The 21267-nt window shown below is 67.2% G+C and carries 23 protein-coding genes; 12 read left to right on the top strand and 11 right to left on the bottom strand.

All coding sequences use genetic code 11. The annotated features are described in order from the left end of the window. Complete coding sequence (locus tag AO057_RS02140) at window positions 1–1263, bottom strand: D-amino acid dehydrogenase (protein ID WP_057674076.1); 1263 nt, start codon at window positions 1261–1263, stop codon at window positions 1–3. 246 nt (window positions 1264–1509) lie between these two features. On the opposite strand from AO057_RS02140, the gene AO057_RS02135 reads away from it, so the two are divergent. The 3 genes from AO057_RS02135 to AO057_RS02125 are packed head-to-tail and all read left to right on the top strand — an operon-like array spanning window position 1510 to window position 3894. Further along, on the top strand, window positions 1510–2526 hold the full coding sequence (locus AO057_RS02135) for a ubiquinone anaerobic biosynthesis protein UbiU (RefSeq protein ID WP_057674075.1): 1017 nt from the start codon (window positions 1510–1512) through the stop codon (window positions 2524–2526). 5 nt (window positions 2527–2531) lie between these two features. Then, window positions 2532–3476: a U32 family peptidase gene (locus AO057_RS02130; protein WP_205629988.1), complete on the top strand. Its 945-nt coding sequence runs from the start codon at window positions 2532–2534 to the stop codon at window positions 3474–3476. Continuing rightward, complete coding sequence (locus AO057_RS02125; RefSeq protein ID WP_057674074.1) at window positions 3463–3894, top strand: ubiquinone anaerobic biosynthesis accessory factor UbiT; 432 nt, start codon at window positions 3463–3465, stop codon at window positions 3892–3894. The genes AO057_RS02130 and AO057_RS02125 overlap by 14 nt, the downstream gene beginning before the upstream one ends. A gap of 7 nt (window positions 3895–3901) precedes the next feature. On the opposite strand, the gene cutA is transcribed toward AO057_RS02125, so the two are convergent. Beyond that, the gene (gene cutA, locus AO057_RS02120; RefSeq protein WP_057674073.1) at window positions 3902–4228 is read right to left on the bottom strand and encodes a divalent-cation tolerance protein CutA; all 327 of its coding nucleotides are present in this window, start codon (window positions 4226–4228) and stop codon (window positions 3902–3904) included. 51 nt (window positions 4229–4279) lie between these two features. Between cutA and AO057_RS02115 the strand changes: the two genes are divergently transcribed. Further along, on the top strand, window positions 4280–5329 hold the full coding sequence (locus AO057_RS02115) for an AbrB family transcriptional regulator (RefSeq protein ID WP_057674072.1): 1050 nt from the start codon (window positions 4280–4282) through the stop codon (window positions 5327–5329). Between the two features lie 15 nt (window positions 5330–5344). On the opposite strand, the gene AO057_RS02110 is transcribed toward AO057_RS02115, so the two are convergent. The 5 genes from AO057_RS02110 to AO057_RS02090 all read right to left on the bottom strand — a co-directional run bounded on the left by AO057_RS02110 (window position 5345) and on the right by AO057_RS02090 (window position 10145). After that, on the bottom strand, window positions 5345–6514 hold the full coding sequence (locus tag AO057_RS02110; RefSeq protein ID WP_057674071.1) for an ABC transporter substrate-binding protein: 1170 nt from the start codon (window positions 6512–6514) through the stop codon (window positions 5345–5347). Between the two features lie 172 nt (window positions 6515–6686). Then, window positions 6687–7841, bottom strand: a complete 1155-nt coding sequence (locus AO057_RS02105; protein ID WP_082605376.1) for an ABC transporter substrate-binding protein — start codon at window positions 7839–7841, stop codon at window positions 6687–6689. Between the two features lie 135 nt (window positions 7842–7976). Beyond that, window positions 7977–8267 (bottom strand): BTH_I0359 family protein, encoded by a 291-nt coding sequence (locus tag AO057_RS02100; protein ID WP_057674069.1) that lies wholly within the window; start codon window positions 8265–8267, stop codon window positions 7977–7979. A gap of 73 nt (window positions 8268–8340) precedes the next feature. Further along, entirely contained in the window at window positions 8341–9363 is a 1023-nt protein-coding gene (locus tag AO057_RS02095; protein ID WP_057674068.1) for a DUF3108 domain-containing protein, read from the bottom strand. 2 nt (window positions 9364–9365) lie between these two features. Beyond that, complete coding sequence (locus AO057_RS02090) at window positions 9366–10145, bottom strand: IclR family transcriptional regulator (protein WP_057674067.1); 780 nt, start codon at window positions 10143–10145, stop codon at window positions 9366–9368. 63 nt (window positions 10146–10208) lie between these two features. Between AO057_RS02090 and AO057_RS02085 the strand changes: the two genes are divergently transcribed. Further along, window positions 10209–11219: a fumarylacetoacetate hydrolase family protein gene (locus tag AO057_RS02085; RefSeq protein WP_057674066.1), complete on the top strand. Its 1011-nt coding sequence runs from the start codon at window positions 10209–10211 to the stop codon at window positions 11217–11219. Between the two features lie 11 nt (window positions 11220–11230). Here AO057_RS02085 and AO057_RS02080 read toward each other — a convergent pair whose 3' ends face one another. Next, window positions 11231–12148: a LysR family transcriptional regulator gene (locus AO057_RS02080; protein ID WP_371258260.1), complete on the bottom strand. Its 918-nt coding sequence runs from the start codon at window positions 12146–12148 to the stop codon at window positions 11231–11233. Between the two features lie 105 nt (window positions 12149–12253). Here AO057_RS02080 and AO057_RS02075 point away from each other — a divergent pair, with 105 nt between their 5' ends. Continuing rightward, on the top strand, window positions 12254–13420 hold the full coding sequence (locus tag AO057_RS02075) for a mandelate racemase/muconate lactonizing enzyme family protein (RefSeq protein WP_057677140.1): 1167 nt from the start codon (window positions 12254–12256) through the stop codon (window positions 13418–13420). Between the two features lie 36 nt (window positions 13421–13456). On the opposite strand, the gene AO057_RS02070 is transcribed toward AO057_RS02075, so the two are convergent. Together AO057_RS02070 and AO057_RS02065 are read right to left on the bottom strand one after the other, a co-directional pair. Further along, the gene (locus AO057_RS02070; protein WP_057674065.1) at window positions 13457–13894 is read right to left on the bottom strand and encodes a hypothetical protein; all 438 of its coding nucleotides are present in this window, start codon (window positions 13892–13894) and stop codon (window positions 13457–13459) included. 45 nt (window positions 13895–13939) lie between these two features. Beyond that, window positions 13940–14311: a TraR/DksA family transcriptional regulator gene (locus AO057_RS02065; RefSeq protein WP_057674064.1), complete on the bottom strand. Its 372-nt coding sequence runs from the start codon at window positions 14309–14311 to the stop codon at window positions 13940–13942. Window positions 14312–14418: 107 nt separating this feature from the next. Here AO057_RS02065 and AO057_RS02060 point away from each other — a divergent pair, with 107 nt between their 5' ends. From AO057_RS02060 to AO057_RS02050, 3 genes are all read left to right on the top strand, one after another. After that, on the top strand, window positions 14419–14784 hold the full coding sequence (locus AO057_RS02060; protein WP_057674063.1) for a DUF2946 family protein: 366 nt from the start codon (window positions 14419–14421) through the stop codon (window positions 14782–14784). A gap of 115 nt (window positions 14785–14899) precedes the next feature. After that, a complete protein-coding gene (locus AO057_RS02055) occupies window positions 14900–15319 on the top strand; it encodes a DsrE family protein (RefSeq protein WP_057674062.1) in 420 nt (139 codons plus the stop codon). 49 nt (window positions 15320–15368) lie between these two features. Continuing rightward, complete coding sequence (locus tag AO057_RS02050; protein ID WP_057674061.1) at window positions 15369–15824, top strand: copper chaperone PCu(A)C; 456 nt, start codon at window positions 15369–15371, stop codon at window positions 15822–15824. A 3-nt stretch (window positions 15825–15827) separates the two neighbouring features. Here the strand turns inward: AO057_RS02050 and AO057_RS02045 are convergent, their stop codons facing one another. Then, complete coding sequence (locus AO057_RS02045; protein WP_057674060.1) at window positions 15828–16496, bottom strand: FadR/GntR family transcriptional regulator; 669 nt, start codon at window positions 16494–16496, stop codon at window positions 15828–15830. Window positions 16497–16674: 178 nt separating this feature from the next. Between AO057_RS02045 and AO057_RS02040 the strand changes: the two genes are divergently transcribed. The 3 genes from AO057_RS02040 (at window position 16675) to AO057_RS02030 (ending at window position 21258) form a co-directional block, all read left to right on the top strand. Next, window positions 16675–17556, top strand: coding sequence for a fumarylacetoacetate hydrolase family protein (locus tag AO057_RS02040; RefSeq protein WP_240480716.1), 882 nt, complete (start codon window positions 16675–16677; stop codon window positions 17554–17556). 46 nt (window positions 17557–17602) lie between these two features. After that, window positions 17603–18580 carry a tripartite tricarboxylate transporter substrate binding protein gene (locus AO057_RS02035; RefSeq protein WP_057674059.1) on the top strand — a complete coding sequence of 326 codons (978 nt, stop codon included), beginning with the start codon at window positions 17603–17605 and terminating at the stop codon, window positions 18578–18580. Between the two features lie 80 nt (window positions 18581–18660). Then, window positions 18661–21258: an EAL domain-containing protein gene (locus AO057_RS02030; RefSeq protein WP_240480715.1), complete on the top strand. Its 2598-nt coding sequence runs from the start codon at window positions 18661–18663 to the stop codon at window positions 21256–21258. The last annotated feature ends 9 nt before the right edge of the window (window positions 21259–21267 follow it).

Genomic DNA, 21267 nt, shown 5'->3' with positions numbered 1-21267 from the left:
TCAGGGTTCCAGTCCGGTGAAAGCGAAGGCCACTTCGGGCTTGAGGCCGCTGACGATGCGGGCGATCGATTGCCCCGAGCCGCAGGCATGCGTCCAGCCCAGCGTGCCGTGGCCGGTGTTGAGGTAGAGGTTGGGCAGGCGGCTGCGGCCGATGATGGGCACGTTCGAGGGCGTGGCCGGGCGCAGCCCGCTCCAGAACTGCGGCGCGCGGGTGTCGCCCGCGCCGGGGAAGAGCTGTTCGAAGCGCTGCACGATGGCCCGGCAGCGCCGCGGGTTGAGCTGGCGCTCGTAGCCGTTGAACTCGGCCGTGCCGGCGATGCGCAGCTGCTCGCCCAGGCGCGAGTACACCAGCTTGTACTCCTCGTCGATCATCGAGACCTCGAAGGCCTGTGCCGCATCGGCCACCGGCAGCGTGACCGAGTACCCCTTGGCTGGATAGACGGGCAGGCGCAGGCCCAGCGGTGCGACCAGCAGGGGGCTGTAACAACCCAGGGCCAGCACGTAGGCGTCGGCGCTCAGACGCTGGTAGCGGCCTTCGGCATCGGTGGCCTCGACGTGGTCCAGACGGCCCTGCGCGGCGCGCAGCGCCGTCACCGTGTGGCTGAACAGGAAGCGCGCGCCCGCCGCCTCGCAGTGCCGCGCCAGTTCGCGCACGAAGCGCTGCGCGTTGCCCGATTCGTCCTGCGCGGTGTAGGTGGCTCCCGTCAGTTGCGGCTCGATGAAGCGCAGCGCCGGCTCGATCTGCACCGCCTCGCGCGGCGTGAGCAGGCGGCGCTCGCAGCCCAGTTCCCGCATCAGCGCGGCCGGTGCCAGCGCGCTGTCGAAGGCCGCCTGGCTGGTGTAGAAGTGCAGGATGCCCTGCAGGCGCTGCTCGTACTCGATGCCGGTGGCCGCGCGCAAGGCCTGCAACTGGCCGCGGCTGTAGGTGCCCAGGCGCAGCAACTGCTCCACGTTGCGGCGGGTGCGCGTCGGCGTGCATTCGCGCAGGAAGCGCAGGCCCCACAGCCACTGGTGCGCATCGGCGCGCAGGCGGAACAGCAGCGGCGCGTCGTCCCGGCCCAGCCAGTGCAGCAGCTTGAGCGGTGCGTGCGGGTTGGCCCAGGGCTCGGCATGGCAGACGGAGATCTGTCCGCCATTGGCAAAGCTGGTCTCGGCCGCGGGGTGGGCCTGGCGATCGATGACGGTCACCTCGTGGCCGTGCTGCAGCAGGTAATAGGCTGAGGTGACGCCCAGCAGGCCGGCGCCGAGCACGATGACGCGCATGAGATGAGGGTTCCGCAGGAGATGGAAAACACCTGCCGGCCATGGGGACATGCGTGCCGACTGGGGGAAACGCATGTTGCCCGCGCCCTGCCATCACCGGGTTTGATGCAGAACAAACAGCGCCACCGTCGCGACATGACCTCGGTCAATCCATCGGAATACCACGGTGCTGTTTGATCCAGCACAAACCCGACGACAGGCGCTTTGCGTACCTTAGCGTCCACTCCTCTCACGTCACGGTCACGCATGTCTTCGTCTTCCCCACCGCCGGAACTGGTCTGCCCGGCGGGCAGTTTGCCGGCCCTCAAAGCCGCGGTCGACCATGGCGCGGATGCGGTCTATATCGGCCTGAAGAACGAGACCAACGCACGCAATTTCCCGGGCCTCAATTTCGACGAGATCAGCGCCCGCGCCGGCATCCAGTACGCCCGCCAGCGCGGGCGCAAGGTCTTCATGGCCATCAACACCTACGCGCAGGGTGTGGACATCACACGCTGGACGCGCGGCATCGACCAGGCGGCCGACCTGGGGGTGGATGCCGTCATCCTGGCCGACATCGGCCTCATGCGCTACGCGGCGCAGCGCCATCCGGGCCTGCGCCTGCACATGTCGGTACAGAGTTCGGCCACCAACTACGAGGCCGTCAATCTCGCACATGAACTGTTCGGCGTGCAGCGGGCGGTGCTGCCGCGCGTGCTCACGCTGGACCAGGTGCGCCACGTGATCGAGCACACGCCGGTGCAGATCGAGGTCTTCGGTTTTGGCAGCCTGTGCGTGATGGTCGAAGGGCGCTGCCTGCTCTCCAGCTACGCCACGGGCGAATCGCCCAACACGCACGGCGTCTGCTCGCCGGCCAAATACGTGCGCTGGGAGGAGGGCGCCGCGGCACTGGACGCGCGCCTCAACGGCGTGCTGATCGACCGCTACGCCAAGGATGAGCCGGCGGGTTACCCCACGCTGTGCAAGGGGCGCTTCGCTGTGCAGGACGAAACCTATTACGCGCTGGAGGAGCCCACCAGCCTCAACGTCATCACCATGCTGCCGCAGATCATGGCCATGGGCGTGTCGGCCATCAAGGTCGAGGGCCGCCAGCGCAGCCCGGCCTACGTGGCGCAGGTCACGCAGGCCCTGCGCGCGGCATTGGATGCTGCCGCCCACGACGGCGCCCGCTACAACGTCAAGCCGGCCTGGCAGCAGGCCCTGGGCAAGGTGGCCGAAGGGCAGCAGCAGACGCTGGGTGCCTACAGCCGCCCCTGGAGATGAGTCGCATGAGTACCACCCCCGTGAACCGGCTCCAGCTCGCGCTCGGCCCCGTCCTGTTTTTCTGGTCGCGCGACGACATCTTCCGCTTCTATGCGGAAGCGATGCAGTGGCCGGTGGGCACCATCTACCTGGGTGAGGTGGTCTGCGCGCGGCGCCAGCAGGTGCGCACCGCGGACTGGATCGCGCTGGGCCAGGACCTGGCCGATGCGGGCAAGGAAGTGGTGCTGTCCTGCCAGGCCCTGCTGGAGAGCGAGACCGACTTGCGTCGCCTGCGCCGCCTGGTGGAGAACGGCCGCCTGCGTGTGGAAGCCAACGACCTGGGCGCGGCCCGGCTGGCGCACCAGCACGGCCTGCCCTTCGTGGCCGGCACGCACATGAACATCTACAACGCTGCCACGCTGGCGCTGATGGAGGAACTGGGCGCCTGCCGCTGGCTGCCGCCGGTGGAGATGGGGCAGGCGTTGCTGGGCGAACTGATGCAGTCGCTGCGCCAGCGCGGCAGCAGCCTGCAGACCGAGGTCTTCGGCTGGGGCAAGCTGCCGCTGGCGTTTTCGGCGCGCTGCTTCACCGCGCGGCACTACAACCTGAACAAGGACGACTGCCAGTTCCGCTGTCTTGATCACCCGGACGGCCTGACGCTGACGACGCGCGACGCGCAGGACTTCCTCGCCATCAACGGCATCCAGACCCTGTCGGCGGGTTGTTCGGCGCTGCTGCCCCACCTGGCGCAGATGCAGGCCATGGGCGTGCACAGCGTGCGCATCAGCCCGCAGTGGCAGCACACGGCCGAGGTGGTGCAGCTGTTCCAGCGCGCGCTGGCCGGTGAGGCGCCAGCCGACGAGGTGTTGACGCAACTGGCCGCATACGCGCCTGGCCCGCTGGTGGACGGCTACTGGCGCGGCGAAGCCGGCATGGCTCAACTGAAAGAGGTGGCGCATGCAAGTGCCTGACATCACCGTGCCCGCACCGCTGGCGCGCCTCATCAGCCGCCTGCCCGTGGCGCCGCCGTCCTGGGCCCTGGCCCAGGTGCTCAACCAGTTGTGGCGGCGCGGGGTCCTGCAAGCCGACATGGAGCTGCTGGCCGGCCGGTGTTATGAAATCGTGGTCACGGATGTGGGCCTGCGCCTGACCTTCTCGGCGAGTGCGCGCGGCTTCAGCAGTGCGGCCGGTGGCACACCCGACCTGCGCCTGTCGGCCACGCTGGCCGACTTCGCGCGCATGATGCTGCGCGAGGAAGACCCGGACACCCTGTTCTTTCACCGCCGGCTGGTGATCGAGGGCGATACCGAGCTGGGCCTGGTGGTGAAGAACCTGCTCGACAGCGTGGACTGGAGCCGCACGCCGCTGGCGCGCTGGATGACGCCCTAGGCCAGGCTTAGGACGTGTTCGCGTCCACCCAGCCCAGGTAGTCCGCGCTGCCCGCCGCAATGGGCAGCTGCACGATCTCCGGCGTCTCGTAGGGGTGGCGTTCGCGGATGAAGGTTTCGAGCGTCGCGTAGAGCACGCAGCGCGTCTTGATGGCCAGCAGCCACTCGGCTTCGTCGTGTGCGCGTTCCTGCCAGACGTAGAAGCTGCGGATGGTCTGCACCTGCACGCAGGCGCCCAGACGGGCTTGCACGATGGCGCGGGCCAGCTCGGCCGCCTGGGCTTCGCTGGGCAGCGTGGTCTGCACCACGCAGTGGAGGGGTGGGTCGTCGCGCATGGCAGGGGTCCTCGTCGATGCGGCGATACTACGCCGACCCGTTTCTTCCGTATGCGCTTTACCTCCCCCGCACGTATTGCGGCCACGCTGCTGCTGGCTTTGCTCGCTGCCCTGTTCTGCGTCTGGCTCAAGATCCCCTTGCCCTGGATGATCGGCCCGCTGCTGGCCACGGCCAGCGCCTCGATGCTGCGCGCGCGCACCGAAAGCTGGGCACTCTTGCGCAATGCCGGGCAGTGCACCATCGGCATCGCGCTGGGCCTGTATTTCACGCCGCAGGTCACGGCCCTGGTGGCCAGCCTGTGGTGGGCGATTGCGCTGGGCATTGTGTGGGCTCTCGTGCTGGGCTGGCTCTTCGGCCTGTGGTTGCAGCAGATGAATGAGCATCGATTGCCGGGCCTGAACCGGGCCACCACCTGGTTTGCCGGCGCCATCGGCGGCGCGCCCGAGATGACGCTGCTGGCCGAGCGTGCCCAGGGCCGCACCGAGCTGGTGGCCGCGGCCCACAGCCTGCGGCTGCTGATCGTGACGCTTGCCATTCCTTTCGCCATGCAGTTCAGCGGCTTGCAGGGGCTGGACCTGCTGCCGGCGGGTACCCGGGTGGTGAACTGGAGCGGTCTGCTGCTGCTCTTCGTGCTGGGGGGCGCCGGGGCCTGGGTCCTGGAGCGGCTGGACCGCGCTAACCCATGGTTCCTGGGGGCCTTGCTGGTCGCCATGGGCGTGACCATGGCCGACATCCAGCTGTCGGCCCTGCCCACCTGGCTGAGCAACGCGGCGCAACTCGTCATCGGTGTCAGCCTGGGGGTGCGCTTCACGCCGGCCTTCGTGCACACGGCACCGCGCTGGCTGGCCTCGGTGGCCGCGGGTACGCTGGGGCTGCTGGTGCTGTGTGCCGGGCTGGCGGTCGTGATGGCCTGGCTGACGGGTCTGCACCCGGCCACCCTGGTGCTGGCCACGGCGCCCGGCGGCATTGCCGAGATGTCGATCACGGCCAAGGTGCTGCAGCTCGGCGCGCCGGTGGTCACGGCCTTCCAGGTCTGCCGCCTGATCGCCGTCCTGCTGCTGATCGAGCCGCTCTACCGCTGGAGTCTGCGGCGGCGCTGATCCGGGTTTCCAGGTTCAGTGACGGAAACGCTTGTCGTCTTTCTCGTAGCGGTAGATCGAGAGATCGGCCAGCTTCAGGCCCCGGTGGTTGCCGGGTTCGAACCTGGCCTGCAGGCCGCTGAGTTCCAGGCTGCCGGCTTTGTAGAGGCCTTGCACAAAGCTCTCGCGGGTCGGATGGGGGCCGGCCAACTGCAGCGCCATCACCAGAGCCTTGGCGGTCAGGTAGCCCTCCAGGCTGCCGTAAGAATAGCCGGCCTCCGGTTTGTAGCGGCCGAAGACCTTCTGGTACTCGCGTGTCACATCGGTCTGGCGCTGCCAGGGGCTGGGCACGACCTGTGCGAACACCATGCCGTGGGCCAGCTCGCCCAGGCGCCGGGCCAGTTGGGTGGAGCCGGAATTGACACCGAAGAATTGGGTCGTCGCGCCGAGCGCGCGGGTCTGGCGGATCAGCTTCTCGTAGATGCCGGCGGTTCCGTGGTTGACCACGGCATCGATCTTCTCCGCCCGCAGGCGCGCGGCCATGGCGGCAATCTGTTCGTCGCTCACGTCGGACTTGAAGGGCAGGTCCAGTGCCATTTGCAGGCCCAGCTCTTCACACACCAGGCGGAAGTTCTCCAGATGTTGTCGCCCCACCTCGGTATCGGAGCGGAAGAAGGCGATGCGCTTGCCGCCCGTGAGGCGGGCGTAGTCGAGCAGCACACGGAATTCATCCCGGTGCTCGGTGCGCACCGGGAACACCAGCGGCTGGTGTGGCCGGCGCAGCGTGGGCGACCCGGCCATGGGGCCGAAAAAGGGCACCTTCAATTCGTTGGTGACTTTCATCACGGCGTTGGTGGGGCCTCCTTCGATGGAGCCGAACAGGATGAAGACCTTGTCTTCCTCGATCAGCTTGCGGGCATTGGCCTCGGCCCGGCCAGTCTTGCTATCGTCATCCAGGGTCTTGAGCACGATGGCGCGCCCATGTACGCCGCCACTGGCGTTGGCTTCCTGCAGGTAGGCGTTGATGCCGTCCAGTACGGCGGTGCCGTACTCGTTCTTGCCGCCTTCTAGCGAGATGTTCTGGCCGATCAGGATCTGTCGGGGTGTGACGCCCTGCTGGGCATACGCGGCAGCACTGGCCAGCAGCAGGCTGCACAGCACTCGCAGGCCCAGGCGCAGCGATTGGACAAGTGTGTTTGCATGCATGAGGGGCTCCCATTCGTGTTATGCCCATCAGCCTACGAGTAACCCCAAGATTTGTCAGGGAATAAGTCACGCCGCAGGACCAGGGTGCCCACCCAAGGCGGTAAATGTCAACTAAGTCACGTCCGCGAAGGAGGCGCCGTGAGCCGCGCCGCGCAGTCGAGGCGGCAGTCGCTCAGTGCCGGAAGCGGTTCTCGCGGGTGTACATGGCCAGGTCCACCAGCTTGAGGCCCGCGTGGTCGCCGGGCTGGTAGCTGGTGCGCAGGCCATTGAGGTCGAACGCGCCGGCCTTGTAGATGCCCTGGATGAAACTCTCGCGCGTGGGCTGCGGGCCGGCCAGGCGCAGGGCGGCCACCAGGGCCTTGGCCGTCATATAACCCTCCAGGCTGCCGTAGGAAAAGTCCACGCCGGGTTTGTGGCGTTTGAAGGCATCCTGGTATTCGCGCGTGAGATCGGTCTTGCGTTCCCAGGGGCTGGGCAGCACCTGCGCGAACAGCATGCCGTGCGCCAGCTGGCCCAGATGGCGGGCCAGCTGGGTGGAGCCGGAGTTGACGGCCATGAAGGGCGTGGGGCTGCCCTTGGTGCGTGTCTGCCGGATCAGTTTTTCGTAGAGACCGGCGCTGCCGTGGTTGACGACGCCCTGCAGGTTGGCCGCGGCGATGCGGCCGGCCATGGTCGCGAGCTGCTCGTCCGTCACGTCGGACTTGAAAGGCAGGTCCAGCACCAGCTCCAGGCCCAGCTCCTGGCACAGGCGCCTGAAATTCTCCAGGTGCTGCAGGCCCACTTCGGAATCCGCGCGGAAGAAGGCCACGCGTTTGCCGCCGGTGGAGCGGATGTACTCCAGCAGCACGCGGAACTCGTCGCGGTGCTCGGCGCGCACCGGAAACACCAGCGGCTGGTGCGGCCGGCGCAGGGTGGGCGAGCCGGCCATGGGGCCGAACAGGGGCACTTTCAGTTCGTTGACCACCTTCATCACCGCGTTGGAGGGGCCGCCTTCGATGGAGCCGAACAGGATGAAGACCTTGTCTTCCTCGATCAGCTTGCGGGCATTGGCCTCGGCCTGGCTGGCCTTGTTGTCGTCGTCCAGGGTCGTGAGCACGATCTGGCGGCCGTTGACCCCGCCCTTGGCATAAACGTCCTGCAGGTAGGCGTTGATGCCGTCCATCACGGCCATGCCGTACTCGTTCTTGCCGGCCTGCAGTGTGATGCTCTGGCCGATCAGGATCTGTTTCGGGGTGACACCCTGGGCCAGCACCGTGCCGGGGCCGGCCAGCATCAGGATGAGCCAGTACACGCAACGGTGCAGTCGGGAAATGATTGGCGACATCATGAACAAGCCTAGACGGGTGTAAAACCCAGAGCCTAAGGGGAAACCCGGATTTCCTCTGTGAGCTAAGTCACAAAGAGGCACGGCCACGACAGTGGGGTGCCATGGCCGTGGACTAAGTCACACCGGACAGGCGGCTCAGTGCAGGTGCAGCGGGATGGTGGCCAGCTCGGCGTACTGGGCCAGCGTGTCTTCCACCTCTTCCTGGGTGGGGGTGGTGCGCTGCCATTCGGCCAGGCGCTGTTGGAACAGTTCGGCCCAGGAACCGTCCAGGTAGAGCTCCTTGCCCGCGCGCTTGTCCACGATCTCGAAGCCATGGCGCAGCAGGGCAGGCAGGACGGCTACGCCGTCGGGGGTCGTTGGCGACGGCTCCACCGTGGCCTGCATGTGGGTCACGATGTAGTCGTCGGAGTCGTAGAGCGTGTGCATGGTGCGTCAGGAGGCAAAAGGTGCCTGCTGGGTACTTGGCGCTGCTGATGCCGATTTCAAGGGGCCGGGCCGCTCAGGGTGTCTCGCTGCCGCGCCACTGCTGGTCGATGAAGTCGCCGTTCTCTTGTGACAGGCGGATGCGCACCGGCAGCCAGCCCAGCGCCGGTGCCAGCCAGATCTCGGCTCGCGGTTCATCGGCGCGCGTGGGCGCCCGCGAGAGTTTGAGTGTGCGCAACTCCCCGCCGGGCAGACCGAGTGTTTCCTCGCCTTCGACGACGACACTCCAGCTTTCCGGTCCGTAGACCCCCACGGCCGGCAGCGTGATGGCCGTCCCGCGCGGGTAGTGCTGCGGTGTCGTGCTGATCAGGCTGCCCAGCTGCACGAAGACGCTGAGCTGGTCCTGGGCGTCTGGCGGCAGGGCCACGGGTGGCGCCCCTTCGCTGAAGCGGATCTGCTGTTGCGCGTGGTCGAACTCTGCCACGCGGTCCTGGCGCACCCGGTCGGCGAAGCGCAGCGGCTGCAGGCCGGCGGGCGTGATGCGGCCCCGGCTGTGCTGCACGCGCGAGCCCAGCAGGAAGGCGCCCACTTCCATGCGCGCCTCGTAGTTCTGGCCGTCGTGCGCCCACAGCAGTTCCCCGCTGGCCTGATAGGACAGGCTGCTGAGCTCGCCGCGGAGTGTGTACTTCAGGCGCAGCGAGCCGGGGATGACGGCCTGCACCGCCACCGGGGGTGGCGCGGCCGCAGCCGATGCAGCGGCTGCGGGCACAGGGGCTGCTGCTGGCTCCACCGCGGGAGGGGGTTCGGCGGCGGCCGGGGCTGGCGCCGCCCCAGGCGCGTCCGACACGGCCGCCGGCTGTTCCGGCGCTGCCACGGGGCGCGGCCTGCGGGTGGGGGCGGCCCGGGGCCGCGGTGCCGGGGCGGCCGTGACAGGCTCGGGTGGGGCGTCGTAGATGAGCGAGCGCAGGATGGTCGTCGGGGCCACGGGGGCAGGCCGCGGGTTCACGAGCAGCAGCACCAGCAGGTGGATGAGCAGCGCCAGCAGGACTGGCAGCAGCAGCCGGCGCCGACGGGCCGCGGTATCGCCGGCGGTCGTCATGCTCAGCGGGTATGACCCAACTCGTGCGAGAGCTGGCGCGCGGCCTGGCCCAGGGCCGTGGCGACCGTGCCGTTCCAGGCCGTGTCGACCGTGGCCACCGAGCCCATGGCCACGATGCCCAGCACCATGTGGCCGTCGAAGTCGAACACCGGTGCGCAAAAGCCCGCGATGCCCGGCAGCAGCGTGTCCACCACGCGGGCCATGCCGTGGGTGCGCACGTCCTTGAGCAAGGCGCCGAGTTCGGCCTGGTTGCGCGGCAGGTCGGTGCGGCCCAACTGCCTGCTGCGTGCCAGCTCGGCGCGCAGCAGCGGCGCGATGGCCTCGCGCGAGACGTGCGCCGCAAAACAGCGCCCGGTGGCCGAGGACAGCAGGGGCATCACATCGCCCAGGCGCAGGTTCACCGTGACGGATTGCGGCGACTCTTCCCAGTGCACGATGGTCGGGCCATGGTTGCCCCAGACCGCGAGCGCCAGTGTGTGGCCGATGTGCTGCATCAGCGCCGGCATCCGTTCACGTGCCAGCTTCACGGCGTCCAGCCGCGTGATGGCGGCCAGGCCCATGCGCAATGCGGCCGGGCCCAGGTCGTAGCGCGCGCTGGCCGCATCCTGGCTGACCAGGCCCAGGCGCTGGAAGCTCACCAGGTAGCGGTGCGCCTTGGCCGCGCTCATGCCGGCGGCGGCGGCCAGGTCGCGCAGCATCAGCGGGCCTGGCGCGCGCGCCAGCGCGTCGACCAGGGCAAAGCCCACCTCGACCGACTGGATGCCTGCGCGTGTCTTGACCATGATGTAATTGGAGGGGTACCTGTTCCGACAGGCCTTAACGATACGTCATTCGAGAAACCTTCGATGAAGCTTGCCACCTACAAGGACGGTTCGCGCGACGGCCAGCTGGTCGTCGTCTCGCGCGACCTGAGCACGGCGCATTATGCGACCGGCATCGCCCACCATCTGCAGCCGGTGCTGGACGACTGGAACTTCCTCTCCCCGCAACTGCAGGACCTCTACGTCACGCTCAACCAGGGCAAGGCACGCCATGCCTTCCCCTTTGATCCGGCGCTGTGCATGGCCCCGCTGCCGCGTGCCTACCAGTGGGCCGACGGTTCGGCCTACATCAACCACGTGGAACTGGTGCGCCTGGCACGCGGCTCGGAAGTGCCGGCCAACTACTACACCGAGCCGCTCATGTACCAGGGCGGCAGCGACGACTTCCTGGGCCCGCGCGACGACGTGGTCTGTGTCACTGAAGACCACGGCATCGACTTCGAGGCCGAGGTCGCCGTGGTCACCGCCGACGTGCCCATGGGCGCCGGGCCAGAGCAAGCGCTCGATGGCATCCGCCTGGTGATGATCGCCAACGACGTCAGCCTGCGTCATCTGATCCCCGACGAGCTGGCCAAGAGCTTCGGCTTCCTGCAGAGCAAACCCGCTACCGCCTTCGGCCCGGTGGCCGTCACGCTCGATGAGCTGGGGGATGCGTGGCAGGGTGGCAAGCTGCACCTCACGCTGCAAAGCGCCTGGAATGGCCGCACGGTCGGCATGTGCGAAGCCGGCGAGGAGATGACCTTCCACTTCGGCCAGCTCATCGCTCACCTGGCCAAGACGCGCAATGTGCGCGCCGGCAGCATCATCGGTTCCGGCACGGTGAGCAACCGCGCCACCGAGGTCAACGGCAAGAAGGAATGGAGCAAGGGCTACAGCTGCATTGCCGAGAAACGCGCCATCGAGACCATCCAGGACGGCCAGCCCGCCACCGACTACATGAAGTTCGGCGACACCATCCGCATCGAGATGAAAGGCCGCGACGGCCAGTCGGTCTTCGGCGCCATCGAACAGAAGATCGTGCCTTTGGCCAGGTAAGCGCCAAGGCGCTACTGATCTGAAGCGAGAACGGCCTGCCAGAAGTCTTCCGCCGCCGTACCCAGCGGACCGCGGTCGCGATAGAGGCGTACCTCCAACTCGATGAACCCTTCGGGAGGTGCTGCCTCAAGCAGGCGCCCTTGCTGAAGGTCTTCTGCGACCAAGGTTCTGGGCAGCCATGCCAGTCCGCGGCCGTCCAGCGCCATGGTTCGCAGCACGGAGGCCAGGTGGGCCGTGAAGACACTTTGGGCCAAGTGACGGTCGAGGGCCGCACCGTGAACCTCACGAAGGATGCGGCCCAGCCCGGACTCTGCGCTGTAGCTTAGAACGTGGGCAGGGGTTTCGCCAGCTTCGCCAAAAAGAGAATGTCGCGGTTTTCCTTCTGCATCTGGTGCCGATACGGGAACGAGCACGTCGGTCCCAACGCGTGCGCAGGGATAACTGTGCGCCTGAAGCTCACTGGTGGATAGCGGGTGCGCATGACAAAGCACGAACTGCACATCCCCTTGGAGCAGCTGTGACTCGCAGCGCGCCAGTACATCGGAGACCAGGCTGATGGGGCCCACCGAGTGGCGTGTTTCCAGTCCGCGCAGCCAACCGGGCATGAAGGTGAAAGAGAGGGCGTGCGTGGCCGCGAAACGCAGGGTGGTCGCGTGAGCATCAGCGACCGCACGCGCTTCGCCGGGGATGCGCAAGGCGCGTGAGGTCAGATCTTGCGCCACGCCCTGGAACCATACGCCCGCAGGCGTCAGCTTTGCTGGCTGGCTGCTGCGGTCAAACAGATCCGTCCCGAGCCACTCCTCCAGCGCACGGATCCTGCGGCTGAAAGCCGGTTGGGTCATGTGCCGTTCTTCGGCTGCCCGCGAAAAATTCCCGCTGTCCGCCAGCGCGCGAAAGTCATCCAGCCATGAAAAATTCATTGAAATCATGGGGCGGTGCTTTCAAAGCATGGAAGTCAAAAAAAACAGCATTGGTCCAGCGATCCCCTTCTGATGACAATTTGCTTGTCCACCAACACCTCAGAAGTGAGCGCCATGAAAATCGTAGACATCCGTGAAATCACCCTGCCGATCAGCTCCCCCATCCGCAACGCCTACATCGACTTCAGCAAGATGACGCTGAGCCTGGTGGCGGTCATCACCGATGTCATTCGTGATGGTAAACCAGTGATCGGCTACGGCTTCAACTCCAACGGCCGCTACGGGCAGGGCAAGCTGATGCGTGAGCGCTTCATCCCGCGTGTGCTTGAAGCCAGGCCGGATGCCCTGATGGATGACAGTGGCAAGAATCTGGATCCGCACAAGATATGGAACACCATGTTCACCAACGAAAAGCCCGGCGGCCATGGTGAGCGCTCGGTCGCCATCGGCACCATCGACATGGCGGTGTGGGACGCCGTGGCCAAGATCGAAGGCAAGCCGCTCTTCCAGCTTCTTGCCGACCGCTACGGCAACGGCAAGCCGAACCGGAAAATCTTTGTGTATGCCGCCGGTGGTTATTACTACCCCGGGCAGGACCACGGCAAGCTGAAAGACGAGATGCGCAGCTACATCGACCGCGGCTACACCGTGGTGAAGAAGAAGATCGGCGGCGCCTCGCTGGACGAGGATCTGCGTCGTATCGACTCGATCCTGAGCGTGCTGCAGGACGGACAGAAGCTTTGCGTGGATGCCAACGGCCGCTTCGACCTGGACACCGCCATCCAGTACGCCAAGGCCCTGTCCCGGTACGACCTCTTCTGGTACGAAGAGGCGGGCGACCCGCTGGACTTCGAATTGCAGGCCACGCTGCGCAACTATTACAAGAACCCGATGGCGACCGGCGAAAACCTGTTCTCCATGCAGGATGCGCGCAACCTGATCCGTTATGGCGGCATGCGCCCCGACCGCGACTGGCTGCAGTTCGACTGCGCATTGAGCTACGGCCTTGTCGAATACCTGCGCACCCTCGACATGCTCAAGGAGCACGGCTGGTCGCCCAGCCGCTGCATCCCGCACGGGGGACACCAGATGTCACTGAACATCGCCGCCGGCCTGGGCTTGGGCGGCAATGAGTCCTACCCGGACCTGTTCCAGCCCTTCGGTGGTTTCCCCGATGGCGTGAAGGTGGTCGACGGCCATGTGACCCTGCCCGATCTGCCGGGCATCGGCTTCGAGGGCAAGGCCGATCTGTACAGCCATATGCAGGCACTCTCTGCCTGATCCCGCCCGGGCGCAGGCGGGGTGCCGGCGCAGGACTCAGGCCTGGCCGTTCATCTTGTCGTGTTTCAGGAAATACTGCTTGGCCATGGCCACCAGCTGGCCGTCGCTCGGGTGGTCGCTGGTGACGACGCCGACGATGGCCTGGTCGATGGCCTTGTCGTGGCGTGCGCAATGCGCCTTGAACTCATCCTTGGCCTGGGCCGGGCCGGTCACCAGGATCTCGTGCACGCCCTTGAGCGCTTCGGCGATCGAGTGGTAGTAGGTTTCGTCGTGCGTTGAGTGGCCGCCGGCGGGGCTGTGGTGGCCGCTGGCGCTGTCACCGCGGCCCGAGCCCTGGTGCGAGCCGGTGTGGCCGCCCGTGGCCTTGTGGTGGCTGCGCGATTTGATCTTCTGCGCGGCGATGTGCTCGCGGTCGAACAGGATGATGTGGGCTTCGGAACGGTCGAGCCAGACGATGGCGTGGAAGGTGGGCATGGTGGGTTCTTTCTCGGTGTCGTGAAGAGGTGAAGGGCGCGCGCTTCAGGCGCGCCGGCTGTGTTCGAGCTTGTCCTGGCAGGCGAGGCAGCGCGGCGTCTCGGGTGCCGCGTGCAGGCGCGCGGCCGGGATGTCGGTGCCGCAATCGGTGCACACGCCATAGGTTCCGGCCTCGATGCGCTTGAGCGCGGCGTCCACGGCGTCGAGCTCGGCGCTTTCGCGGGCGTCGAGCGTGAACTCCAGGTCGCGCTCGGTTTCCATCTGGGCGCGGGAGTCTTCCTTCTGGCCGCCGAAATGGTCGGCCGAAGCTTGCGCGCGGCCGACGTTGCCGCCGCGCAGGCTGGCCAGCTGGGCCAGCAGGGTGGTGCGCTGCTGCAGCAATTGCTGCTTGAAGGGCGCGGTGATCTGGGTGCTCATGCGGTATCTCCTGGTCGGTCAAACTTCATCATGCGCTCCCACTCTGCGCCGGTCTTTGACGCAGGTCAAGACCGGTGCCGGCCGCGGCCCGGGGACGGTCGGCGATAATGCAAGGCATGCAGACCCTGCGCCAAACCCGTTTCCTCGCCCGCCTCGTGCTGGTGTGGTTTGCGCTGGCGCTGGGGGTGGCCATCGCTTCTCCCATCGTGAAGCCGCAGGCCATCGAGCTGGTCTGCGCCAGCGGCGGGGCCATGAAGCTCATCGTCAAGAGCGATGACGGCAGCCAGACCTCATCCAGCCACACGCTGGATTGCCCCCTGTGCGCCACGGTCGGCGCACCGCCTCCTCTGGCCCGGGTGCAAGCGTCCCCGCCTTCGTCCCTGGCGCAGGCCTCGCGCCCTGTCACCGCTGCACACATCGCCAGCCGCACGGCTGCGCCGCTGCCGCCACGCGGCCCGCCTTTCCTCGCCTGAGTCCCCGTCCATCCCGCCCGTCTGCCGGCGGGAGACTTGCCGCGCCCGCCGACCGGCTGCGCGGATTGTGGAGCCCCAGGCTCCAAGGCCCTGTTCGAACGCGAGGAAACCCACCATGAGGTTCGTGTGCACATTATTTTTGGCGCTGGCCGTGGCAGCCGGTTTTGCCATGGCCCCGGCGCACGCCGGGGCGAGCGACCCGCTTTTCATCAACCTGAGCACCGACGAAGCTCATCGCGCTGCTGCTGGCCTGACCTTCGGCCTGCACCAGCAGCAAGGCGGGCACCCGCTGACCCTCTTCCTCAACGACAAAGGCGTGCTGCTGGGCTCGAAGGCGCACTCCGGGCGCTACGCCGCGCAGCAGGCCATGCTGGCCGAATTGCTGCAACAGGGCGCCACCGTCCTCGTGGCGCCGTTGTCCATGAAGCATCACGGTGTCAGCGAGAGTGACCTGATGCCCGGTCTGCAGATCAGCAACCGCAAACTCACGGGCGAGGCACTGTTTCGTGAGCACGCCCGCGCGCTCAGCTGGTAAGCCGAGCGACTATCCAAACTCCCTATATTTCAACCATCAGGACTTCACCATGAAACGCATCATCATCACACTCGCGGCCTTCGTCATGGCCGCCGCCGCCCACGCGCAGAACGTCGAAGTGCGCGACGCCTGGGCCCGCAGCACCGTACCGAACCAGAAGTCCAGCGGCGCCTTCATGAAGCTCACGGCGAAGGAGGGCACGCGCCTGGTCGGCGCGGATTCTCCGGTGGCTGGCATCACCGAGGTGCATGAGATGAAGATGGAGGGCGACGTGATGAAGATGCGCGCCGTCTCCGCGCTGGAGCTGCCGGCCGGCCAGACCGTGGAGCTCAAGCCCGGCGGCTACCACGTCATGCTGATGGACCTCAAGACCGCGCTGAAGAAGGACAGCACCATTCTCCTGACCCTGCTCTTCAAGGACGCCAAGGGGGTGGAGAGCAAGGTCGAGGTGCAGCTGCCGGTGCGCAGCATGGCGCCCGGTGCTGCCATGCCCGCGAAGCACTGAGGTTTAGCGGCCCAGCAGGTTGCGCTGCACGTGCTGCAGGTGGCCGCGCGTGCACTCCAGCGCGCGCTCCAGGTCGCGCTCGCGCAGCGCGGCGACCAGCTGGCGGTGTTCCTGCTGGTAGGCCGCGCGCCGCTCCGGCGTGACGCTCTTGCGCTTGAGCATGCCCCACTCGCCCTGCATGCGGGCCTGGTTCATGAGCTTGAAGACCTGGCCCACGAAGCTGTTGTGCGCGGCCTCGGCGATCACCTCGTGCAGCAGGCCGTCCCAGTGCTCGAAGTCCTCCAGCGAGCGGGCCTGTTCGGCGCGTTCGCAGCATTGGGCCATGCGTGTGAAATCGGCCGGCGTGGCATTGCGGATCACCATCTCCACGATGGCCGGCTCCAGCGCCATGCGCACTTCCATCAGCTCGGCCGGGCTCACGGCCGCGACGGCCGGGGCTTCCAGTGCCGGCAGCAGGGCTGCGATGCGTTCGCTCACATAGGTGCCGCTGCCCACCGTCTGTGTGATCAGGCCGAGCGCCTTGAGCTGCCCCAGCACCCGCCGCACGGCCGAGCGGCCCAGGCCGTATTCGGCGCACAGCGCGCGTTCGGTCGGGATGCGGTGGCCGGCGCGCCAGATGCCGGATTTGAGCTTGTCGAGCAGGGTTTCGCGGAGCAGGGCAGACGGGTCCATGGTGCGGGGGCGGGCGGTGAAGCCGTGATCTTAGCAAGCAAACAACCAAATCCAACCAATGCAAACACGGTCTACGTGTTTTCCACTGGGCTCAGAGTGGAGTCCGGTCTTTATAATTTTCATCCAAGATAAACCAATGGCAACCAATCACCGGTTGCCCTTTGCTGCAGGAGTTCGCATGAAAATCGCACGTGTGCAAAAAGACGGCCAGATCCACCTGGCCCTGGTCGATGAAGCCAAACAGCAAGTCGCCCTGGTCGGCGGCCCGCTGGCCCAGCATCCCAACCCGGTGCTCAATGTCATCCAGCTCGGCGTGAGCGCAGCGCAGCTGCAGGCCGCCGTCACGGCGCGCGTGCCCATGGCCCAGGTGAAATTCATGGCGCCGCTCTCGGCCTTCCTGCGCAACCCCTTCGCCGTGGGCAAGAACTACCACGAGCACGCCATGGAGTTCGACAAGAGCGGCTTCAACGCCACCACCGGCGGCGCCTCGGCCATTCCCGCCTTCCCGCAGATCTTCACCAAGGCCACGCTCACGCTCAACGGCCCCACCGACCCGATCCAGTTCAACCCCAAGCACACCCAGTCGGTGGACTACGAGGGCGAGATCGGTGTCGTCATCGGCACCACCTGCCGCAACGTCAGCAAGGCCGACGCCATGAAACAGGTCTGGGGTTTTGTGGCCACCAACGACGTGACCGCGCGTGACCTGCAGAAGAACCACGCGCAGTGGTTCCTGGGCAAATCGCTCGACGGCTTCTGCCCCATCGGCCCCTGGATGACCAGCACCGACGAAGCCCCCACCGACATGCGCATGCAGACCTGGGTCAACGGCGAGCAGCGCCAGAACGCCCACATCTCGCAGCTGATCTTCGACGTGCCCACCCTGATCGAGCAGATGAGCGCGGCCATGACCCTGCTGCCCGGCGACATCATCCTCACCGGCACCTCGGTGGGTGTGGGCATCGGTTTCACCCCCCCGAAGTTCCTCAAGCACGGCGACGTGGTGCGCGTGGCCATCAGCGGCCTGGGTGAGCTCAATAATCCTGTCCAGGAAATCTGAACCCAGGTTCCGACCGAGACTTTCGTTCCACAACGAGGAGACAACCATGACCCAACGCCGTGAATTCCTGCAACTGGGCGCAGCCGCGCTGGCCACTGCCGGCCTGCCCGCCTTCGCGCAGGACGCCTACCCCAGCAAGCCCGTCACCATGCTCGTGCCCTTCCCGCCGGGCGGCGTGGCCGACACCGTGGGCCGCCCCGTGGCCGAGGCCATGGGCCGCGCGCTGGGCCAGACCATGATCGTCGAGAACAAGGGCGGCGCCGGTGGCGGCATCGGCATGGCGCAAGTGGCCAAGTCGCGTGCCGACGGCTACAGCGTGCTCATGTCGCTCTCGTCCGTCGTCGTGCTGCCCGAAGCCGACAAGGTGCTCAAGCGCAACCCCATGTTCACGCTGGACCAGCTCAAGCCCGTGGCGCGTTTCACCGCCGACCCCACCGCCCTGGTGGTGCGTGCCGACAGCCCCTGGAAGACCTACAAGGACTTCATCGCCCATGTGAAGGCCAGACCCGGCCAGGTCACCTTCGGCTCTTCGGGCAACTACGGCACCATGCACGTGCCCATGGAGCAGCTCAAGGTCGCCACCGGTACCTTCATGCTGCACGTGCCTTACACCGGCGCTGGCCCGGCCGTGCTGGCCCTGCTGGCCGGCCAGATCGACGCGCTGTCCACCGGCCCGTCCAGCGTGATGCAGCACGTGCGCGCCGGCAAGCTGCGCGTGCTGGCACACTGGGGCGAAGGCCGACTGGCCGCGCTGCCGGACGTGCCCAGCTTCAAGGAACTCGGCGTGCCCATCAGCTACTCGCAGTGGTCCGGCCTGTTCGTGCCGGCAGGCACGCCCGAGGCCGTGGTGACCCGGCTGCGCCAGGCCGCCAAGGCGGCCTCCGAAGATGCGCGCGCCAAGCAGTCGCTGCTGGCCGCGGGCACCTCCTTCATGTACCAGGACGCGCCCGAGTTCGAGCGTTTCGTGCAGACGGACGCCAAGGCCATGGCAGCGCTGGTGCAGCGCATCGGTCGCGTCGAGTAAGGCGGCGGGCCGCGGGCCTGCGGCCCCGGGGTGAAAGGGCCTAAGATGGGCCCTGAATCCGGGGCTGTCGGGAGGCGGTTTTGTCGTATATCCATCCTCGTTGGGGCGCGTGGCTGCTGGTCCTGCTGTTGGGCCTGCAGTCTGCGGCGGCCTGGGCGCAACCGCGCACCGTGCGCGTCGGCGTCTATGCCAACGAACCCAAGATCTATTTCAGCGCGGCGGGCCGCGCCACGGGCATCTTCGCGGACCTGCTGGGCGAAATCGCCAAGGGTGAGGGCTGGACCCTGGAGTTCGTGCCCTGCGAGTGGCAGGCCTGCCTGGATGCGCTGGAGGCCGACCGCATCGACCTGATGCCCGATGTGGCCTACAGCGCCCAGCGCGACCAGCGCTTCGACTTCCACCAGGTTCCGGTCATGCACAGCTGGTCGCAGCTCTACCGGCATCCGTCCGTGTCGATCAACTCCATCCTGGATCTTGATGGCAAACGGGTGGCCCTGCTCGAAGGCTCCATCCAGACCGCCCTGTTCAAAGAGCTGGTGACGGGCTTCGGCGTGAAGCCGGTGCTCATGCCGGTGCCCTCGCTGGACGAGGCCTTCCGCCAGGTGGCCGCCGGCAAGGCCGATGCGGCCATCGCCAACCACTTCTTCGGCAACCGCCTCAGCCCGCGCTACCGGCTGGTCGAAACGCCCATCGTGTTCCAGCCGTCGCGCCTGTTTTTTGCCGCCGGGCAGGACCGCAACCCCGAGCTGCTGGCAACGATCGACCGCTACCTGCGCGACTGGCAGAACGATCCACGCTCCATGTATTTCGCCATCATCCGGCAGTGGGGCGGCCAGGTTGCCGAGCCCGCCGTGCCGCGCGCCTTCTGGTGGGGGCTGGCCGCGGTCGGCGGCCTGCTGCTGCTGGCCATGCTGCTGGCGTGGCTGCTGCGCGGCCAGGTGGTCGCCCGCACCCGCACCCTGCAGGCCGCCAACGAGGAGGTGAGCCGCTTCAAGGCCATCTTCGACCAGTCCACCTTCGCCGCCTGGATTGCCGGCCTGGACGGCCTGCTGGTCTATGTGAACGCGCGCTGCGCGGCCCTGCAGGGGCGCAAGCCGCAGGAGCTGATCGGCCAGCGTTACCTCACCCTGTATGCCCCCGCGGGGCAGGACACGGCCGAAGCCTATTGGCGCAGCGTGCGCGAAGGCGGGGACGGCGCGCCGCACGAGCTGCTGCAGCTGGCGGGCGATGGCCGCGAGCTGCCCATGCTCAGCAGCGGCCTGCTGCTGCGTGATGCCCAGGGCCGCCCCGAGCTGCTGGCCTGCACCGCGGTCGACATCAGCGACCGCAAGGCGGCCGCGGAAAAGATCCACCAGCTCGCTTTCTACGACGTCCTCACCGGCCTGCCCAACCGGCGCCTGCTGATGGACCACCTGGAGCATGCGCTGGCCGCCAGTGCGCGACACGGCGGCGGCGGGGCCGTGCTGTTCATCGACCTCGACCACTTCAAGACCATCAACGACACCCTGGGCCACGACGTCGGCGACCAGCTGCTGCGCGAAGTGGCGGCGCGCATCAGCTACTGCGTGCGGGTGGGCGACACAGTGGCGCGTCTGGGCGGCGATGAGTTCATCGTGCTGATCGAAGACCTCGGCGAGGTGGCCGAAGTGGCCGCCGGCCAGGCCGAGGCGGTGGGCCGCAAGATCATGGCCGCGCTCAGCCAGCCCTACCGCCTGGGCAACAGCCAGCACCACAGCACCCCCAGCATCGGCGTGGCCCTGTTCACGAACGGCCAGGTCCAGGGCGACGAACTCCTCAAGCAGGCGGACCTGGCCATGTACCAGGCCAAGGCGGCGGGCCGCAACAGCCTGCGTTTCTTCGATCCGCGCATGCAGACCGTGGTGGCGGCGCGCGCCTCGCTGCAAAGCGACCTGCGCGAGGCCATGCACACGGGGCAGCTGGCGCTGCACATCCAGCCGCAGGTAGATACGGCGGGCCGTGTGGTGGGTGCCGAGGCCCTGCTGCGCTGGGCGCATCCGGTACGCGGGTACGTCTCACCGGTCGAATTCATTCCCGTGGCCGAAGAGGGCGGCATGATGCACGAACTGGGGCTGTGGGTGCTGCAGCGCGCCTGCGAACTGCTGGTGGCCTGGGCCGGCCAGCCGGCGCTGCGCAAGCTCAGCCTGGCCGTCAACGTCAGTGTGCAGCAGTTCCGTCACCCGGATTTCGTCTCGCACGTGCTCGAAACCCTGATGCGCACCGGGGCCGTGGCTGCGCGGCTCAAGCTGGAGATCACGGAGAGCCTGCTGATGGAAGACGTGGAGGACGTGATCGTCAAGATGGAGGCTCTGCGCGCGCACGGCGTGAGCTTCTCGCTCGACGATTTCGGCACCGGCTACTCCTCGCTGAGCTACCTCAAGCGCCTGCCGCTGGACCAGCTCAAGATCGATGCCTCCTTCGTGCGCGACCTGCTGAGAGATCCCAACGATGCGGCCATCGTGCGCACCATCATCGCCCTGGCGCGCAGCCTGGGCCTGCAGGTGGTGGCCGAGGGCGTGGAAACCGAGGCCCAGCGCCAGGCCCTCGCCGACGAAGGCTGCCCGGTCTACCAGGGCTTCTACTTCAGCCGGCCGGTGCCGGCTGCGGTCTTCGAGGGCCTCGCAGCGCAGTCCCTGCCCTTGTCGACGGTCATGGAGTAAGCTGGCAAC

The sequence above is a fragment of the Curvibacter sp. PAE-UM genome (assembly GCF_001432305.1).
In the GTDB taxonomy this organism is placed as follows: Bacteria; Pseudomonadota; Gammaproteobacteria; order Burkholderiales; family Burkholderiaceae_C; genus Hylemonella.
Note: the sequence above shows the minus strand (reverse complement) of the source record. Positions and strands in the feature narration are given on the sequence as shown.

Coding starts and splice junctions, on each gene's coding strand:
- AO057_RS02140 (WP_057674076.1), bottom strand. CDS start 1,263: ATGCGCGTCATCGTGCTCGGCGCCGGCCTGCTGGGCGTCACCTCAGCC.
- AO057_RS02135 (WP_057674075.1), top strand. CDS start 1,510: ATGTCTTCGTCTTCCCCACCGCCGGAACTGGTCTGCCCGGCGGGCAGT.
- AO057_RS02130 (WP_205629988.1), top strand. CDS start 2,532: ATGAGTACCACCCCCGTGAACCGGCTCCAGCTCGCGCTCGGCCCCGTC.
- AO057_RS02125 (WP_057674074.1), top strand. CDS start 3,463: ATGCAAGTGCCTGACATCACCGTGCCCGCACCGCTGGCGCGCCTCATC.
- cutA (WP_057674073.1), bottom strand. CDS start 4,228: ATGCGCGACGACCCACCCCTCCACTGCGTGGTGCAGACCACGCTGCCC.
- AO057_RS02115 (WP_057674072.1), top strand. CDS start 4,280: ATGCGCTTTACCTCCCCCGCACGTATTGCGGCCACGCTGCTGCTGGCT.
- AO057_RS02110 (WP_057674071.1), bottom strand. CDS start 6,514: ATGCATGCAAACACACTTGTCCAATCGCTGCGCCTGGGCCTGCGAGTG.
- AO057_RS02105 (WP_082605376.1), bottom strand. CDS start 7,841: ATGATGTCGCCAATCATTTCCCGACTGCACCGTTGCGTGTACTGGCTC.
- AO057_RS02100 (WP_057674069.1), bottom strand. CDS start 8,267: ATGCACACGCTCTACGACTCCGACGACTACATCGTGACCCACATGCAG.
- AO057_RS02095 (WP_057674068.1), bottom strand. CDS start 9,363: ATGACGACCGCCGGCGATACCGCGGCCCGTCGGCGCCGGCTGCTGCTG.
- AO057_RS02090 (WP_057674067.1), bottom strand. CDS start 10,145: ATGGTCAAGACACGCGCAGGCATCCAGTCGGTCGAGGTGGGCTTTGCC.
- AO057_RS02085 (WP_057674066.1), top strand. CDS start 10,209: ATGAAGCTTGCCACCTACAAGGACGGTTCGCGCGACGGCCAGCTGGTC.
- AO057_RS02080 (WP_371258260.1), bottom strand. CDS start 12,148: ATGATTTCAATGAATTTTTCATGGCTGGATGACTTTCGCGCGCTGGCG.
- AO057_RS02075 (WP_057677140.1), top strand. CDS start 12,254: ATGAAAATCGTAGACATCCGTGAAATCACCCTGCCGATCAGCTCCCCC.
- AO057_RS02070 (WP_057674065.1), bottom strand. CDS start 13,894: ATGCCCACCTTCCACGCCATCGTCTGGCTCGACCGTTCCGAAGCCCAC.
- AO057_RS02065 (WP_057674064.1), bottom strand. CDS start 14,311: ATGAGCACCCAGATCACCGCGCCCTTCAAGCAGCAATTGCTGCAGCAG.
- AO057_RS02060 (WP_057674063.1), top strand. CDS start 14,419: ATGCAAGGCATGCAGACCCTGCGCCAAACCCGTTTCCTCGCCCGCCTC.
- AO057_RS02055 (WP_057674062.1), top strand. CDS start 14,900: ATGAGGTTCGTGTGCACATTATTTTTGGCGCTGGCCGTGGCAGCCGGT.
- AO057_RS02050 (WP_057674061.1), top strand. CDS start 15,369: ATGAAACGCATCATCATCACACTCGCGGCCTTCGTCATGGCCGCCGCC.
- AO057_RS02045 (WP_057674060.1), bottom strand. CDS start 16,496: ATGGACCCGTCTGCCCTGCTCCGCGAAACCCTGCTCGACAAGCTCAAA.
- AO057_RS02040 (WP_240480716.1), top strand. CDS start 16,675: ATGAAAATCGCACGTGTGCAAAAAGACGGCCAGATCCACCTGGCCCTG.
- AO057_RS02035 (WP_057674059.1), top strand. CDS start 17,603: ATGACCCAACGCCGTGAATTCCTGCAACTGGGCGCAGCCGCGCTGGCC.